General features: G+C 67.9%; 11 protein-coding genes. 4 read left to right on the top strand and 7 right to left on the bottom strand.

All coding sequences use genetic code 11. The features are described 5' to 3' along the window. The first annotated feature begins 103 nt into the window (after positions 1-103). Positions 104-1,291 (top strand): MFS transporter, encoded by a 1,188-nt coding sequence (locus A176_RS25080; protein ID WP_002633052.1) that lies wholly within the window; start codon positions 104-106, stop codon positions 1,289-1,291. An 81-nt stretch (positions 1,292-1,372) separates the two neighbouring features. Here A176_RS25080 and A176_RS25075 read toward each other — a convergent pair whose 3' ends face one another. After that, complete coding sequence (locus A176_RS25075) at positions 1,373-1,780, bottom strand: hypothetical protein (protein WP_002633051.1); 408 nt, start codon at positions 1,778-1,780, stop codon at positions 1,373-1,375. Positions 1,781-2,035: 255 nt separating this feature from the next. Continuing rightward, complete coding sequence (locus A176_RS25070; RefSeq protein ID WP_144429609.1) at positions 2,036-2,278, bottom strand: hypothetical protein; 243 nt, start codon at positions 2,276-2,278, stop codon at positions 2,036-2,038. Between the two features lie 339 nt (positions 2,279-2,617). On the opposite strand from A176_RS25070, the gene A176_RS25065 reads away from it, so the two are divergent. The 3 genes from A176_RS25065 (at position 2,618) to A176_RS25055 (ending at position 7,941) form a co-directional block, all read left to right on the top strand. Next, a complete protein-coding gene (locus A176_RS25065; protein ID WP_002633049.1) occupies positions 2,618-3,466 on the top strand; it encodes a hypothetical protein in 849 nt (282 codons plus the stop codon). Positions 3,467-3,628: 162 nt separating this feature from the next. Then, the gene (locus tag A176_RS25060; protein WP_044891005.1) at positions 3,629-4,828 is read left to right on the top strand and encodes an MFS transporter; all 1,200 of its coding nucleotides are present in this window, start codon (positions 3,629-3,631) and stop codon (positions 4,826-4,828) included. A gap of 449 nt (positions 4,829-5,277) precedes the next feature. Continuing rightward, positions 5,278-7,941 carry a N,N-dimethylformamidase beta subunit family domain-containing protein gene (locus A176_RS25055; RefSeq protein ID WP_082282826.1) on the top strand — a complete coding sequence of 888 codons (2,664 nt, stop codon included), beginning with the start codon at positions 5,278-5,280 and terminating at the stop codon, positions 7,939-7,941. Between the two features lie 438 nt (positions 7,942-8,379). Here the strand turns inward: A176_RS25055 and A176_RS25050 are convergent, their stop codons facing one another. From A176_RS25050 to A176_RS25030, 5 genes are all read right to left on the bottom strand, one after another. After that, positions 8,380-9,096: an NADPH-dependent F420 reductase gene (locus tag A176_RS25050; protein WP_226994419.1), complete on the bottom strand. Its 717-nt coding sequence runs from the start codon at positions 9,094-9,096 to the stop codon at positions 8,380-8,382. A 1,082-nt stretch (positions 9,097-10,178) separates the two neighbouring features. Then, positions 10,179-11,603 (bottom strand): DUF1552 domain-containing protein, encoded by a 1,425-nt coding sequence (locus A176_RS25045; protein ID WP_002633045.1) that lies wholly within the window; start codon positions 11,601-11,603, stop codon positions 10,179-10,181. Beyond that, positions 11,600-13,315 carry a DUF1592 domain-containing protein gene (locus A176_RS25040; protein WP_226993986.1) on the bottom strand — a complete coding sequence of 572 codons (1,716 nt, stop codon included), beginning with the start codon at positions 13,313-13,315 and terminating at the stop codon, positions 11,600-11,602. The genes A176_RS25045 and A176_RS25040 overlap by 4 nt, the downstream gene beginning before the upstream one ends. Before the next feature lie 239 nt (positions 13,316-13,554). Beyond that, entirely contained in the window at positions 13,555-14,946 is a 1,392-nt protein-coding gene (locus A176_RS25035) for a hypothetical protein (RefSeq protein WP_002633043.1), read from the bottom strand. 248 nt (positions 14,947-15,194) lie between these two features. Further along, a complete protein-coding gene (locus A176_RS25030) occupies positions 15,195-16,397 on the bottom strand; it encodes a hypothetical protein (protein WP_002633042.1) in 1,203 nt (400 codons plus the stop codon). Positions 16,398-16,768 lie beyond the last annotated feature (371 nt).

The following is a 16,768-nucleotide window of genomic DNA, read 5'->3' as shown; positions in this document are numbered from 1 at the left end:
TTGGAGGGCTCTAACGCCCACGCGACCGCCCAGCCATCTTTGCGCGCTCAGAACAACGCACCCCGTCGCGCACAGTCGCCGCGGGGGCCGAGAAAGGTTCCTGATGATGAAGCCCAACCCTCCTCTGCTCGCCCTGGCGGTCGGCGCCTTCGGCATCGGCGTCACGGAGTTTGCGCCCATGGGCTTGCTGCCTGTAATCGCCAGCGACCTCGGCGTCTCCATCCCGGCGGCGGGACTGCTGGTCAGCGCCTATGCCTTCGGGGTGTTGGTCGGTGCACCAGTGATGACCCTGGCGACTGGCCGTGTGCCGCGCCGGACCCTGCTGGTCGGCCTGATGGGTATTTTCACCTTGGGCAATCTGCTGTCGGCGCTCGCGCCGGAGTATTGGACCTTGATGGCGGCCCGGGTGGTGACGTCGTTCAACCACGGTGCCTTCTTCGGCGTGGGCGCCATCGTCGCGGCCAGCGTGGTCGCGCCGAACAGGCGGGCGGGCGCTGTCGCGGCCATGTTCATGGGGCTGACGGTCGCCAACATCACCGGCGTTCCCCTGGCCTCCTGGGCGGGCGAGCGTCTCGGCTGGCGCGCTTCCTTCTGGGGCATCGCGGGGCTGGGAGCCGTGGCGATGGTCGCGCTTCGCATGACCTTGCCACACGGCCGGGTCGCGCCCTCCGCGGACAGCGGCGCCATGAAGGCCGAGTTGGCGGTGCTGAGACGCGGCCCCGTCCTGGCCGCCCTGGCGCTGACCGTCATTGGCTCCAGCGCCATGTTCACCGTCTTCACCTACATCGCTCCGATTCTGAAGGAGCAGACCTTGGCCTCGACCGGCTTCGTCACCGCCATGCTGGTGACCTATGGATTGGGGCTGACCCTCGGCAACTGGCTGGGGGGGCGCTTCGCCGACAAGTCGGTGGACCGCACCTTGATTGTCACCCTGGCCGCTCTCGCCACACTGCTGGTCCTGTTCGCCGTGGTCATGCCGTGGCAGGCGCCCGTCGCCGTGGTGGTTTTCCTTTGGGGCGTGGCGAGCTTCGCCCTGGTGCCGCCGCTGCAGATGCGGGTGATGACCGCCGCCAGCGACGCGCCGAACCTGGCTTCGGCCATGAACATCGGGGCCTTCAATCTGGGCAACGCGGTTGGTGCGGCCCTCGGTGGGGCCGTCATCGGTCTCAACTTCAGCTATCCGGCCGTGGCTTTGTCCGGAGCGGCGATGGCTGGAGCGGGTCTCATCCTGGTCTTGTTGCTGGTGCGCCGCGAGGCCCGTGTGGTCTCGACACTCCCAGCGCGTTGTTGACGCTTCATCCCCGGCACCCTTCACGCGAGGGCCAACCGCACCGCGCGAACCCGCGTCGGTTTCCTGAGAGACAGGTGTCCCTCACTGCGCCGAAGCGGGCGGCGCAGGTGGCGCGACGTACATGGTGCGCACGTCGAACGTCGCCTGCTGCGGCGCTGTGGGCGCCACCGCCACCGTGAGCCACGAACCCGGCTGCACCCGTGACATCCATTCGAGCGGGATGCTCTGGGTGAGCGACGCCGAGTACGGCGCCCCCACGGCGGGATAGAGCTTGAGCGTCAACGTCAAGCAGCGCTCGGTCTTCGTACCGACGAGGCAGCGCCCCGGCTCCATCCGCTCCACCTGGGCTGTCGTCGGGGTGCCTTCTTCCGCGGCGCGTGCCACTTGATGATCGCGGTAGAGGGCGTAGCTCAGGAGCAAGCCGATGAGCGCGACGAGCGCGAGGCCGAGCCACTCGCGGATGCGGCTCGGTCGGATGAGACGCTCCAACTGCTGGTCGTGGCGGGCGCGCTCCTCGGACGGGGGACATGTATCGACGTGTACTCGTCCGCGATATCGCGCTGCCTGTGATTGGCGCCGTCTTGCTGCCGTATCACGGACTGGCGTTGCGAGATTGGTTCGCGAGTTCGTCCCAGATGCAGGCTGGCTGTGTCCGTGTCCGCTTGAAGCACGAAGGCCTCGCGAGTTTCATCGCGAGGCCCGTGAAAAATGGGCTCTTCCCGAGAGGAGGGCCCTTGGTTCAGCTCAGGGGGTGACAAACAACCGGGTCCAGGCGTCGTTGAACTCGCCCGACTCCTTGAGGGACACCGCTGAGGCGACCACTTCCCCTTCGTAGGTGGAGGTGATGCGCCATTTTCCCGAGTTGATCACCGCGTCGATCATGTCTGGCGAGGCGCAATCTCGGAGGTCGGGAACCAGCGCATAGGGGACGTAGTACGTGCCGGTGGTGAGGTCGATCGCGACTGTGACGCGAACGGCGGCGCGCAAGAAGCCGCCCGCACGTTCCAAGTCGATGAGCCGGACACGATGCCCGCGCGGAATCGGAGCGTAACAAGCGAGGTGGGTGCAGCCCATCGTGCCAGCGTAGCTCGGACGATGCTCGGGAGGTTGTCGATTGCGTGCCGTGTCGCAGGTGGCTCAGTGTCGACTCCGACAGGCACGGGCACGCCTACGACGCAGCGACCGAAGGGTGGAGCGGCACGGAGGGAATAGGTCTCTGGCCCGGCTTGAGCCTGCTATCGTCGGACCCTTCGACTCCAGTGGTTGGAGTGGTCGTGGAGGTTGTTCGTGAGTGCAGGTCAGTGGCTATTGAGGAATTCGAGCTACATGCTTCTGATGCTGAGTCTCGCATTCGTGGAGTCGGCGCATGCGCAGGTCAGCGTGAGGCTCAAGTCAAAGCCCGCGGGCAAGATTCCTGAACAGTACGTCGTGGACCTCGCCTACAAACCGCAAGCTCGACCCAGGTTGTTCGTGAATGACGTCCTCGTCTTCCGTCATCCGGAGAGCAGCCCAGATGAGGAGATGGAGTCCGAAGTTCAGCGAGGCTTCCCCATCCAGCACTTCGTGGTGCCTGGGAAGAACACCCTCCGGATGGAAGTCGACGGCGAGGCAGGGACGGTCCTGGGCAAGTTGGAAAAGCTCACGGTGAAGGTGGGGAAGGACCTGATGATGAACGAGACCTACTCCGCCGTAGGGAACATCCAGGCGAACACCCCGCTTGTCTTCAATGCGCCCAAGGGCCTGAAACCGCCCCTCTGGCGGACAGGCCAGAAGATTGTCTGGAGCGACGCGGAGAAGCCGTTGGTCCACGCAAAGATCGTCGAGTTGCAGCAGTTGCTCCAGGCGAAGAAGTTCAAGGATTTCACGGCGCACCTGAAGCCCTCCATTCAGGAGACCGTCCGGCTGGCGGGAATCGGCGATGCGGAGCTGCTGGCTCGCAGGGAGAGCATGGAGTGGGAAGAGCTGGCGCAGGCCAGTGACTGGGCGGTCCGAAGCCCGTCGGTCGAGGCGCTGGACTGCAAAGTCTACGGAGACGGTTGGTTGGTCGAGTGCCTGGAGAAGGGGACGGACCACACGCTCCAGTTCACCGCGGACGCGGTCACTGAGGGCCGCCGGTTCATGTGGATGAAACGAGCCACGGGCTACAGTCTGTACAAGAAAATCAGCCTCTTCTGAGTTCTTCGGGATGCGGGCGTCTCCAGTGGGCGAAGCTCCAGGCGGTCACTCCTGATTCGGCAGTTCATGTTGCCGAATCAGACGTTCTCGTTAGACATGTGCCGGCTCGTGCAGGGGCGCTGGGATGAAGACACGGTCGGCATCCCTTCGAGCGGAGACACCGTGAAGAATCAGGACGCAGCCGCGTGGGCCCTCCTGGCCCTGTCCATGGGCGGCTTTGGCATCGGTACGACCGAGTTCGCCTCCATGGGCATCCTCCCGCTCATTGCCAGCGGGCTGAATACGACGATTCCCAAGGCCGGTTACGTCATCGCTGCCTACGCGCTGGGCGTCGTGGTGGGGGCGCCCCTGGTGGCGATCGCGACCGCGCGCATGTCCCGCCGGGCGCTTCTGCTGCTCTTGATGGTGGCATTCACCGTGGGCAACGCGGCGTCCGCGCTCGCGCCCACCATCGACACGCTCATCCTGGCTCGGTTCATCGCGGGGCTGCCGCACGGCGCGTACTTCGGCGTGGGCTCCGTGGTGGGCGCCGCGCTCTTGGGCCCGGGGAGGAAGGGGCGCGCGGTGGCGCTGCTCATGGCGGGGCTCACCGTGGCGAACATCATCGGCGTTCCGGTGGCCACCTTCCTGGGCCAGCAACTGGGCTGGCGCAGCACGTACTTGCTGGTGGGCGCCATCGGCGTGGCGACGCTCATCGCCCTCTGGCGCTGGGTGCCGCACGTGGCGTCGTTGGGCGGCTCCAGCGTGCGCCAGGAACTGGGCGCCCTGAAGCGGCCCCAGGTGTGGTGGACGGTGGTGGTGGGCGCGGTGGGGTTTGGTGGGCTCTTCGCGGTCTACAGCTACATCGCGCCCACGATGACGCGCGTGGCGGGCCTGCCCGAATCCGCGCTGCCGCTGGTCCTCGCGCTGTTCGGCACGGGCATGACGGTGGGCACGCTCTGGGGCGGAAAGCTCACGGACCGTTCGGTGACGCTCGCGATGTGGAGCGGGTTTGGCGGCGTGACGCTGGTGATGCTCCTGTTCGCGCTGCTGGCGACGTCGCTGTGGGCGGCGGTGCCGTTGGTGTTCCTCATCGGGTTCACGGCGTCACTCTTGGGGCCCGCCGTGCAGGTGCGGCTGATGGAGGCGTCGCCGGACGCGCCCTCGCTGGCCGCGTCGATGTCGCACTCCGCGTTGAACATGGCCAACGCCGCCGGAGCGTGGCTGGGAAGCGTGGTGCTCTCGGCGGGGTACGGCTACCTCGCGCCGGCGTGGGTCGCGGTGGCGCTCAGCATCGCCGGTGCAGCGCTCTTCTGGTGCGCCACCCGTTTCCAGCCCCGCGCGCCGTCGGGTGAATCGTCCAAGTCCCTCCAGGCTCGGTAGCGCGGCAGGGCCGTCAACCGTGTCTGCCGATGCCGGAGCCGCTAGCAGGAGCAGGGCCACGCAGAACACCGCTGGAAGCGAGGCACGCACCCGCCTGGTAAGCGAGAGGAGGACCGCTGGGGTGGGGACAGGTTCAAGGAGCGGGGGGTTAGGCACATCGAGGGAGCATTTGGGTCGTTGGAAGACGCTCACCGGCCGCTTCTATCGCTGGCAGCAGTCAGGCGTGGGAGGTGGACGTTGTCCGTCGCCCTGCCGAGGGGCGGCAACGCTGGTACGGCCTGCCCCCGCGCCATCCTCTTCCATGAACTGGACAGACGGGGTGCCCCGTCAAGGCCGGAGGGCCCGCTGCCCGGCTTCGAGCGACGGTTGCCTCCATCGCCGGGGCGCTGCATCCCAAGCCGATTGATGTCCGAGGGGCGCACCAGTACACGGCCCTTACTGGGGGGGCGATGGCACGTGGGTTCAGGCTTCAGTGGAGCCACCGGGCGCTTACCCTGGGCATGCTCGCCGTCCTGACGGGTTGCCGAGACAAGGGAGCACCGTCGGGCGCCGGGCGAGACGCGGGCAGCGTCGTCCAGAACCCCGACGGGCCCAACGCGCCCCCTCCCTCTCTGGGGGACGCCGGGCCGGAAGTCCCTGGCCCGGATGTCGCGCCCCCCGCTTCTCCGAACCCCATCACCCTGGAGAACCAGCGGCAGGGGGACCCGGACTGGGAATCCGGCGGGAAGTCAGCGAACGGCGAACTGGAGGTCTATGCCAGCCCCGAGTCCCTGGCTGCGGGAGAGGTGCTCAAGGTGAAGGTCTCCACCAACCTCGACCGCGCCCCCATCACCGCGGAGGTCTTCCGCATGGGCGAGTACGGCGGCGCGGGCGCGCGCAAGGTGTGGAGCGGCGGGCCCTGGCAGGTGCGCCGCCAGCCGGCGTGCGCTCGCGACGCCGTCACCTCGCGCGTCGAGTGCAACTGGCAGGACGCCTTCACCGTCCCCATCCCCACGGACGGCTCGTGGCTGTCGGGCCTGTATGTGGTGAAGGTGTGGCGCCAGGACAAGCGCATGCGCTTCACACCTTTCGTGGTGAGGGACCGGCGCAAGGCCGACTTCCTCTTCACGCCGAACTTCACGACATATCAGGCGTACAACACTTATGGGGGTGAGAGCCTTTATTCCGACGACTCGCGGCGGATGCCGAGCGGCCGCGCCTGGGAGGTGTCCTTCAACCGACCCTACGCGGCGATGGATGGCACGGGGAAGACATTCTACCTGGACCAGCCTCTCGTGCGCTTCATGGAGCGCCACGGTTACGACGTCACGTACGCCACCCAGCTCGACTTCGTGCGCTTTCCCGACCTGCTGAAGGACGTCACCGTCTTCGTGCACGGTGGGCAGGATGAGTACTGGCCCATCCAGGAGCGCGACCAGGTGGACGCCGCGCTGGCCCAGGGCCGCCTGAGCCTCGTCTACTTCGGCGCCAATGGCTCCTACTGGCGCATCCGCGTACTGCCAGAGTCGCAGGGCGCCGCGCTGCGTACCATCGCCTGCTACAAGAGCGAGCCCGAAAAGGACCCCATCCCCTACTCGACGACCCGTTACCGGGATCCTCCCGATGCGCGCACGGAGAACAATCTTTTCGGCTCCATGTACGAGGGCTGGATGTTCTTCGGCTACCCGCTGGCCGTGAGTGACGACTCGCACTGGCTCTTCAACGGGACGGGGATGAAGCAGGGCGATGTCCTGCCGGGCCTCGTGGGCTTCGAGTATGACCGCGCGTTTCCGGATGAGCCTGGGTATCCGCAAGGCAGCCGCGTCAGCTTCAAGAGCCCCGTGGTGAGCGGGGAGGGGCTCCCTTCCTATTCTACGGCTGTCGACCGGACGCTGCCGTCGGGCCGGCTGGTGTTCACCGCGGGCACCATCTGGTGGGCGCTGGGGCTGACGGACAAGGCGCCGGGCGAGAGGGACGCGCGCGTGGAGCGTATGACGCGCAACGTACTGGATCGCGCCTTGATGAACCGGCCTCCGCGGGACGAGGCCGCGCCGCTCGAGGGGCCCGTGCCCACGCAGCCCGCGCCGGTGGGGCAGTGGGCGGCCTCGGTGGAGGCCTATGCGGGGCGGGTGGGCGCGTCGGGTTGGCAGGACGGACCGGCGGACACCGCGATGTTCCAGTCACCCACCGGGTTGGCGGTGACGCACGCGGGGGAGGTGGTGGTGGCGGACACACGCAACAACCGCATCCGCCTCATCCAGCAGGAGGGCGCGGGTCGAACGGTGAGCACGATTGCGGGTAGCGGGGAGCTCGGCCACCGCGATGGCGCGGGCAGTCAGGCGCTGCTTCGCAGCCCAACGGCGGTCGTGGCGGGACCGACCGGAGAGCTCTACGTGGCGGACTCGGGCAACCACGTCATCCGCCGGCTCGACCGGGGCGAGGAGGGGTGGCAGGTGCGTACCTGGGCCGGACAGGGCTTTGTCGCGGGGTTCGCGGATGGAGGCCCGGCGCGGGCGCGTTTCAGCCGCCCCATGGCGCTCGCAGTGGACGCGGCGGGGAATGTCTACGTGGCGGACCAGGACAACCACCGGATCCGCATGGTGCGCGCGGGCACGCGCGAGGTCGTCACGCTCGCGGGCACGGGCACCCTGGGCACGGCGGACGCGGTGCGGGGGCGAGATGCCAGCTTCGCGGCGCCATCCGCGCTCGCGCTCGGCGGTGTGGGGACGCTCTACGTGCTGGACACGGTGAGTCAGCGCTTGCGCCGTGTGTCGCTGCAGGGATCGCGTGCCGTGGTGACGCTCGCGGGCACGGGCGCGGGCACGCCGTTCGGCTTCCAGGATGGTCCGGGCAGCGACGCCCGCTTCCGGGCCCAGCTCGGCATGGTGATGGGCCCGCAGGGCGAGCTGTTGCTCGCGGATACGGCGAACCTGCGGTTGCGCAAGATCATTCCAGGCGAGAACGCGGCGGCCACGCGGGTTTTCACCTTTGCGGGCTCGGGCCGTGTCGGCACGGCGCTGGGCCGTGCGGACGCGGCGGACCTCAGCGCCCCCGTAGGGCTTGCCTTCGACGCGGGGGGACTCCTCTACGTCAGCGACGCCTTCAACCAGGTCATCCGCGTCGTCACCCCGTGAATGAAACGTCACCCGCGAAGAACGGACATGCGCCCCCTCCGCTTCTTCACGGGGGCGACACACCCGGCTGGAGACATCGCAAGCGCCACAGCAGCCCTCGGAGGTCGGCATGACACGGTTCCATCGTGCGACTGGCTGGGCACGGCGCACACCGCCGTGGGGCTCCTTCAAGGCCGTGGTCATCGATGCACCTCGTCCGAACGAATTTGAGGCCGAGGTGAGCTTCGTTCGACGCGGTGACCCGGGGCCTGTGTCCTGTTGTGCCAGCGGGCGCGCGACGGCCGCTTCTGGCAGGTCCGCTGCGAAGCGCAAGAAGGCTTCAGGGGCAGAACCTATGGCGCCCGCGCCCTTTCGGCTCAGAACCACGGACGCGAGTGGCTGAGGCCGCTCGCGGCGCCGTGTTCGATTCCGATGCGTTCGAGTGGCTGGTCTGAGCGCTCAGCCCTGGGACGCCAGAAAGTTCTTCAGCCAGGTGTTCGCGGCATCGCGGTATTTCGGCAGGCTCGCGCGGTCTGCCTCCGCGAGCGCCTTCTTCACGCCGGATGCGTCGAAGTCGTGGGTATAGACGGGGGTGCCCGGTTGCTGGCGCCAGGAATCCGCGAGACTCCCTGCGTCGATGGCGTCGAAGCCCAGTTCTTCAACGAGCTTGAGCACCTTCGCCTTCGCGTCGGGCTCGCCGGCGATCGGCAGTGCGATGCGTCCCGCAGTTCCCTTGGGGACGCCCTTATCCAGAAGGCTCTGGAAGTAGATGTTGTTGAAGGCCTTGATGACGGGGCGTCCAAGATGCTCCGCCACCCATTCGCTCTCAATCTGCCCCTTCTCGAGCGCTGCGATGTTGCCGTCACGCACGGGATAGTAATTACCCGTGTCGATGACGACGACGTCTTTGGGCACACCCGCGAAGAGGTCCTTCGGCAGGTCGGGGATCGCCTTCTGCGTGATGGTGACGACGACGACCTCTCCGGCCCGCGCGGCCTCCTTCGCGGTGACGGCCTTCGCGCCCGTCTCCTTCTCCAACTCGCGCAACGTCTCCGGGCCCCGTGAGTTCGCGATGAACACCTCGTGCCCGAGCTTGGTCCACCTACGCGTCAGGGTCCCCCCAATCAGACCCGCGCCAATGATTCCAATCTTCATGTCCACATCCTCCCGTGCCAGGGCCCACCTTCGTGCGCCAGTCGGATGTCCGACCTTTTCTGGCGTTTCGCAGCGCCGGTCGGATACCTGTCGCGAGTCGGCTGGAGCCGCGGGCAGGGTGGGGCACCCCGCAACCGCCCTGTGGGGTGGCGTGTCGGGTCGTGGGCAACCAGTCGGATGTGGGACGCTTGCGCTTCGGCATCCGAGGTGACCTGGTTCAAGGTCTGAGTGGCCCGGATGTGAAGAGCGTGCTCTGTTTCGAGGGGGTTCAGTCCATTGCCTTCGATTCGGCCGGACTGGCGTTGCCCGACAGGGGGGATGCCGATGTTGCGTTACTTGCTGCCTGGTTCAGCGCTGCTGCTTCTTCAGTCCTGTGCATCCGTGTCGGAGTCCAACGCTGATGGAGGCTGGGAGGATGCTGGCATTGCAGATGCGGGGCGCGATTGGGATGGCGGGTCCGGACTGCCTGTTTCTCCAGATGGGGAAGGGTTCTGCTGTCCGCCACTTGCTGGCACCCCTTCGTGTCATAGCGTCGCGGTGGGAGGGTGGATTCCCGTCGACGACGCATCGCGCTGCCCCCACGTGGCTGATATGGCGCCGCCCGCCATCAGGCAAGTGGATGAACATGGCTGTGTCAATGTCACCAGTCCCAATTCATGTCTTGCCTGGGACCAATGATGCGCGGTCGCGGACTGGCTGTGTTCGCCTGAGTGAGATGCACCTCCGCGTCCGCTGCGTCGTGCTGTCTCTTCGCGCTGTCGCTCCCGTGACGACCTTTCGCGCGCATCGCGGCACATCCACGCCCCGCCCCGCCGACCCCTCCCCTGACGCCTTCGACCGCCGCGGGGAAGCGCGTTGCCTTCAGCCGCGCCCGAGGGCCGGCGAGCTCGGAATCGGAAATGGTGAAGGGGCTCATCGTGCGTCGCCTGGGTTTGTGCATCCCAAGGTTGTGCCCGACGTGTGCTGACAGGGCGTGTCAGCAGTGTTCGGTCACACGCTCGCCTGATCAGGCGTGAGAGTCCTTCGCTCCACGGGCAGGGTGGTCACGCTGCCTGAACGACCTGCTCCAGTGCTGAACACTGGAGCAAGTCGCAACCGTCCACTCAGGCGATGAGCTCGGAGAGCACGCCCCGGGGCAGCGACGGGTCGCCGAAGTCGTCCAGGTTCCCGCCGGCCGCGTTCCTCAGCCCCACGGCGGTGCCAATCGTGTTCAGCATCCGGTTGTGGTTGGGATTGCCGCCGCCCGCCGCCTCGACGTAGACGCCCTGCTTGAGGAAGCCATTGCAGCTCCCCGCCAGGACGAAGGGCACATTGCGCGCCGAGTGGGCCGGGCCGTTGCCCAGGTCGTTGTACCAGACCGCCACGCCGTGCTCGATGAGGCGCTTCCCGTCCGGCATCTGGTAGGCCACCAGCCGGTCCAGGAGGTGCTTGAAGGCGCTCGCGAACTGCGCGTCCACGTGGTGGTGCAGCAGGTCCGAACCGGTGATGATGCCGCCGCTGGAGTCGTGCGACGAGCGGCGGTGGGACACGTAATGGAAGTTCTCCATCAACTGCCCCGTGTCCGGGTGGCGGTAGCGCGTGTCACCATCGTTGCCGTTGCCCACCTGGATGACGGCCGCGCGGTTGGTGCCGCACGCCATCGCCATCACGGCGATGTCCATGTGCAGCCTGGCGGTGGCGAGCACCTCGGTGCCGTCCGTGCTGTCATAGCCGGGCGCCTCCTGCTGGAGGATGCGCTCCTGGTCCGCGCGCATGCGGCAACTCAGGGCGACCTCCAGGTCCCGGACGTTGGACAGGTGCAGGTCCAGGCGCTCGTGGTCGGACGTGCTCAGCTCGGGCCGCCGCTGGAGCGCCTGGAGCTGGGCCTTCACCAGGTCGTTCACGCTGCGCTGCCGGACGAGGAGCTGCTCGCGAGCCTCGGGCGTCAGGCCGCCCGGGCCGCCAATCATCGTCTGGTACGCATTCCACGGGTCATGCAGCGCGGCCCGGCGCACGTTGCTGCTCCGGTAGGAGAGGCAGGGCCCTCCAAGCCAGCCGCCACGCCGGCCCGCGTAGAAGACGAGCGAGTCCCGTTGCTGCGGATTGAGCTCGCGGCCGATGCGGTGGTCGATGGACTCGCCTCCGGACTCGGAGCCGCCGCCTGCGCCCTCCACCACGGGGCCCCGCGCGGTCAGCCCCTGCATGGCGCCGCGGGCGTGGCCGTCCCCGTAGTTGTAGTCCCGCATGTTGATGTTGCGCACCACCAGCAGGTGCGCGCGGTGGTCATTGAGCACGCCCACGGCCCGCCCGGCGATGCTCTCCGCGGTGAGCGCACCCAGGCTGCGCGGCCAGAAGCGCTCCGGCTCCGCGCCGAGCTCCGACGTCGTCTGGGCCGAGGCGACGCCGTTGGCCTGCCGGAAGAAGATGGCGTACGGCCGCGCCCCCGAGTCCGCCGCGCGGGCGGTCCTCGGCATCAGCCCCTCGAGAAACGGCAGGCTCAGCATCGTCCCGCCCAGGCCCTTCAACACCATCCGGCGACTCAGCTTCATGGCAGCTCCTCCGGGTGGCGATTCACGAAGCCTTCACTGGTGACGACTTCCACGACGAGGTCGACGATGGACAGGTTGCCCGCCTGCGACAGCTTCCCGAGCCGCTCCACCAGCGGCATGTCCTCGTGGGCGAACGGGCGCCCATGGAGGTACTCCACCCAGTGCTGCGCGTAGCACGTATGCACGACCTCCTGGGCCGCGAGTGCGTCCGCCAGGTCGAGCGCATCGCGCACCTGCACCGTCTGTCCGAAGATGTTGGGAGACGCGCTGGAGTCCACCGGATGCCCGTTGTCCGTGGTGCGGTAGCCGCCGATGGCGTCGTAGTTCTCGAAGGGGAAGCCGAGCGGGTTGATGAGGTTCGTGTGGCAACTGGCGCACGCGGTCCCTGGCGCTTCGGTGTGCGAGGCGACGACCTCGCGATTGGTGCGGCCCTGGGGGGCGGGAAGCGGTGGGATGTTGGCCGGCGGCGCGCCAATCTTCCGGCAGATGATGCGCTCGGACACGAAGACGCCGCGGTGGATGGGGTCCGGGTCCACCGACGTCGCGTGTGAGGCCAGGAAGCCCACCTGGGTGAGCACGCCCTTGCGCTCGCGCGAGTCCAGCGTCACGGGGACGAAGTCGGCGGTGAACGCGCCACTCAGCCCGTAGACGCGCGCCAGCTCGTCGTTGACGAAGGTGGTCGGCGAGGTGAGCAGGTCGCGGTAGCCGCCCTTGCGGGAGAAGACGATGTCCTGGACGAAGAGGGTCGTCTCCCGGGCCGCGTACTCCCCGAGGCGCTCGGACACCTGAGGGTAGCGTGTGAGGGAGGGCCGGATGGCGGCATAGCGGGGCACGTCGAAGAGGGTGCGGTGGAAGGCCTCCACCACCTTGTTCGAGCGCGCGTCCTGGAGCATGCGCCGCGCCTGGGTGGCGACGCCCTCGCGGGAGTGCAGGGCGCCCTCGTCCGCAGCGGCGAACAGGGCGTCGTCCGGCATGGTGCTCCAGAGGCCGTAGCTCAGCCGCGAAGCCACCTCGTAGTCGTCGAGCGGGACCCGGTCCTGCACGGCCACCGTGCTGCGCTCCACGCGGTAGAGGAAGTGGGGCGACTGGAGGAAGGCTTCGATCACCAGCCGGATGCCACCCTCGAAGGCCGACATGTCCGCGTAGGCCTGGGGGCCCTTGCGGTACAGCTCGAGGTAGCCCTCCACCTCATCGGTCGTCAGCGGGCGCCGGTGCGCGCGCAGGCCGAAGGACTCCACGAAGGCGCGGGCGCGCTCCTCGCTGGTGGCGGCCGATGGAGGCAGCAGGCGCGAGAGCTTCGTCGCGTCCGTCGTCACCTGGCCGGCGAGCTCGGCGGCGGCGCGCTGGTAGGCGCCCCAGAGGGCCTCGTCGACGGAGAGGGCGCGCGCATTGTTGTCGAAGAGAAAGCCGCCCAGGGCGGGGTCCGCGCGGAAGGTGCCCGCCTGCGTGGTGGGCGGCGCGTCCAGCCTGAGCAGCTCCTGCACGCTGTGGGTCCACTGCACGTGCGTCAGGCGCGCCATCCGCACGGATGGGGCTGGCTTCTCGATGACGCCGGGCGGGGGCGTGCCGGGGCCGGGCCCTCCACCGGGGCCCTCCGGGTTGGAGATGATTCCTTCGCAGCCAGCAGCCCCGCTCAAGACCAGCCCGAGCACCACCGGGCGCCACCACCGTCCCCGCGCCGCTGGCTCTCGTGACAACCGTTGTGACCGCATCCTCGGCACGAGCGCCTCCATCATTGGGAGACATATCAATCGAATGGATTGCGCGTTCCTGTCAATGTAACCGCGAAGCGCACGCGCATCGGTCAAATGGCCCGATGACACGGATACTGAAAAACTCCTGTCACGCGTGCATACGTGTTTCAACAGACCCGACTTTTCGAGCGGGCCTCGCGGAAAGTGTGGAGGAGGCGCCACAGGCGTGGGGGACATCCCCCCTCGATATGCCGGTGCTACAGCCTCAGAAACACGCCGAGCTGGCCGCTGAAGTACAGGTCCTTGGCGCCGTCGGCGAAGACCGGGGCTCCCTGCGCGGCGTCAGCGGTGAAGGCGTAGCGCCGCATCTCTCCGCCCAGCCGCAGACCCAGCATGCGCGTCAGGGCGAACTCCACGGCGAGTTCGCCATCGAGTCCGAAGCCGCTCAGCTCGGGGAGGTAGTCGTCCGAGGACAGCTCGCCGGCGCTCATCACGTGCTGGTAGCCCACGCGCGCGGCGATGGCCCATCGCTCGGTGAGTGCCTTGCGCAGGCCGAGCTCCACGTGCGCGAAGCGGTAGTCCACGTCGGGCAGGGCGAAGGTGCTCTCCGGCGGGAGGTCCACCGCGAAGGTGTGGGTGCCGTACAGCGCGCCCACCGAGACCTCCATCCACCGCAGCGGCAGGCGGAAGCGCAGACCGCCCTCCAGGAGCTGCGCGGTGGTGCCGTACGTGTCGCCATTCGGGAGCCGCGTGGACAGCCCGATGGCGCGTGAGCCCCGCGCCACGATGCCCAGGTTGTGCACCATCCCATCCGTGAAGTGGGAGAGCGGGAAGTAGACGACCGAGAGGCTCGCCGCCGCGGCGCTGTTGAGGTTGTAGTCGGGCAGCGTGTCGGCGTTGTTGCCCGTGAAGTTGAAGCGGCGGAACAGCGCCTGTCCGGACAGCACCGCCTCCAGGATGGGGCCGTCCAGGTCGCGAAGGCTGGCTGCCTTCGGTTCGGACTTCACCGGCGGCTCCTCCTTCTTCGCGGTGGGCTTGGAAGGCTGAGGCTTCACCGCCGCCGGGCGTGGTGCCTCCGCGATGGGGGCCGGGGGCGCGACCTCTGGCTCGGAGACGGGCGTCGGAGGCGTGACGGCGGCAGGCGGGAGGCGCTGCTCCGAGCCCTCATTCAGGGCCGCGCCCAGCTTGGGCTCGAGCTCGCGCCGCACGTCGGGGAAGGCGCGATTGGTGCGGACGTCCCAACGCTCCTCGGCGAGCAGGGTGCCGTCCTTGCCGGAGTAGGCGCGGACCTCCACGTCCCAGCGCTTCGTCCCCTTCACCGAGGCGACAATCAGCACGTCCGCGCCGAGCTTCTTCGCCAGCGCCTGCCGCTGCGCATCCGTCTTCGGACCGCCGCGGATGCGCTTCACTTCGGCATCCACCTTCTTCGCGGGCAGCACCTCGCGTCCGCGTCCCTTCTTGCCCAGCTCCTGCGTCAGCACCCTGCGCAGCGCATCCGCCTGGCGGCCCTCGGGGCGCAGCACGGCCACTTGGGTCTGCTGCACCTGGGCCTTTTGCGCCTGCGCTTTCTTGGCCTGCGCGGCCTCGGCCGGGCGGTACGACACGACCAGCGCCAGCACCAGCACCACCCATCCCGCGACGCGGCTCACAGGGCCACCTCCTTGGAACGGATCGACACGGTGGAAGCGGCCAGGAGGACAGAGACGAAGGGGCGGGAACGCATGGGGGCTCGGCTTCCAGTGTCGAGGCGGGGGGGGCCTCAGCCTATGGCAATTGAGGGGCCAACAGCCCGGAGTTTATCGCGGTCCGCGCGTGTGGAACCAGATGATGATGTCGTGGATGCCGCCGCCGGGGGCGAACCCCATGCGCGACGTTCCCCGGGTGCTCTTGTTGGACGCTAAGGACAGGGAGGCACAAGCGTTACATTCCAGAATTGTCCATCGACGGGCCGGGGTGGGGCGAGGATGGGGGTGACGTTGGCCTTGCCGTCGTAGAGGATGTCCAGTGACATTCCCGCGTCCTGCGCCAGGCTCGTCAGTCGCAGGGTGCCGTCGAGCTCCGGTGTGACCCGCCACAGTTGCTCCGGAGCGGCGGCCGTGGCGACGAGCAACGGCTGGTTGCCGGCGGTGCTGGCCAGGGACATCCCATTGCCGCGCCACTGCGTCACCAGCCGATGCGCGCCGTTGGCCTCTGGGAGGAGTTTCCATCGCTGCCCCGGCACCATGGCCGTCTTGGCGAGGATGGGGGTGTCGTTCTTTCCGTCGTTGATGATGTCCAGGGACAGGCCATCACCTCGCCACTGGGTGGTCAGCCGGTAGTAGCAGCGGCTGTCGAAGCTCACCGGCTCGGGCGCCTTGGGCACGGGCTGTGGCAGCGGCGCCGGCGTCTGGGGGCTCTGCCAGAGCTTCTGGAGCAAGGCCAGTGTGTCCGGGTCGTGCCGGGCCAGGTCCTCGCCGGTGAAGGGGTAGTGGTCATTGCGCCCGAAGAAGGCCTCGGTCATCTCGGCGAAGAACTCGTGCGCGTTTTCCAGGGCATAGGCGCGCTCGAAGGAGGTGGGATGGCCGTGGCGGTGGAGGCGCTCGACACGCTCATAGGTCTTGCTCTCGGTGGCCCGCACGAAGGCCGCGTGGATGTCCGTATTGCCACCCCCGAGGACACGGTGGTGATAGGCGTGGGCGAGCTCATGCAATATCAACAGGGGACTCTGCTGCGTCTGCGCCTCGAACGCGAGGATGTTGGTGAACTCGACGCTCTCCGCCATGGCTGGATTGCGGCCATGTTTCCGCAACCACGCTGCGTGGTAGTGGAATTCGGCCTTCGGGGGAAAGCCGGCGTACTGGGGGGACATCCACAGTGTCACCTTGCGCAGTTGCTCGAGGGGGCCCGCGGGAACCCGCCGGACGACGTCTTTCAATTGAGCCGTCAGCAGGGTGATGGCCCTCTCCGTTGCCGCCCCGTTGTTGTTCAACAGGCGGGTGTCGACCTTCACCGTCCAGCCCTCGAGGTTCAGCGTCTGGTAGGTCGGCAGGGCGGCGAAGGCGGTGCTGGAGGAGAGCAGCAGGGAGAGCCACAGCAGGCGGGTCCACGCATGTCGGTTCATGGATGCTTTCTCGGAGTGTCCACGGGGCGGGGCGCTCTGAAAAACGACCGGGAGACAGGTTACCCCGTCCCGCCTGAATTGGACATCCCGCCTCTTGCACCTGCATGAAGGCCGCCGCAGTCAGACGTCTGGCGGTAGAGGCCTCTATCAGATGCGAAGATGGAGACAGAGGAATCGTATGACGCAGCAGCCGAGGACGGAGAATACGCCCCCAGCATCCGGGAAGATGTCGCCTCGGCGGACAGGCCGAGCTGACGACTGCGCCTTACCCTCTTCGGTGGACAGGTTGACGATGCTGCCTGCTTTCGCGCCTCAGCCGTTCGTATTCCACAGGGCTGATGTCGCAGAGAGATGAGTGATGACGCTTTCGG

It is taken from the genome of Myxococcus hansupus, assembly GCF_000280925.3.
In the GTDB taxonomy this organism is placed as follows: domain Bacteria; phylum Myxococcota; class Myxococcia; order Myxococcales; family Myxococcaceae; genus Myxococcus; species Myxococcus hansupus.
The sequence above is the reverse complement of the archived record's forward strand: the minus strand, read 5'-3'. Positions and strand labels throughout refer to the sequence as shown.

Bases quoted from the DNA above. Each gene is read 5' to 3' on its own strand.
- A176_RS25080 (WP_002633052.1), top strand. From the start codon at position 104: ATGATGAAGCCCAACCCTCCTCTGCTCGCCCTGGCGGTCGGCGCCTTC.
- A176_RS25065 (WP_002633049.1), top strand. From the start codon at position 2,618: ATGCTTCTGATGCTGAGTCTCGCATTCGTGGAGTCGGCGCATGCGCAG.
- A176_RS25055 (WP_082282826.1), top strand. From the start codon at position 5,278: ATGGCACGTGGGTTCAGGCTTCAGTGGAGCCACCGGGCGCTTACCCTG.
- A176_RS25045 (WP_002633045.1), bottom strand. From the start codon at position 11,603: ATGAAGCTGAGTCGCCGGATGGTGTTGAAGGGCCTGGGCGGGACGATG.
- A176_RS25040 (WP_226993986.1), bottom strand. From the start codon at position 13,315: ATGCGGTCACAACGGTTGTCACGAGAGCCAGCGGCGCGGGGACGGTGG.
- A176_RS25030 (WP_002633042.1), bottom strand. From the start codon at position 16,397: ATGAACCGACATGCGTGGACCCGCCTGCTGTGGCTCTCCCTGCTGCTC.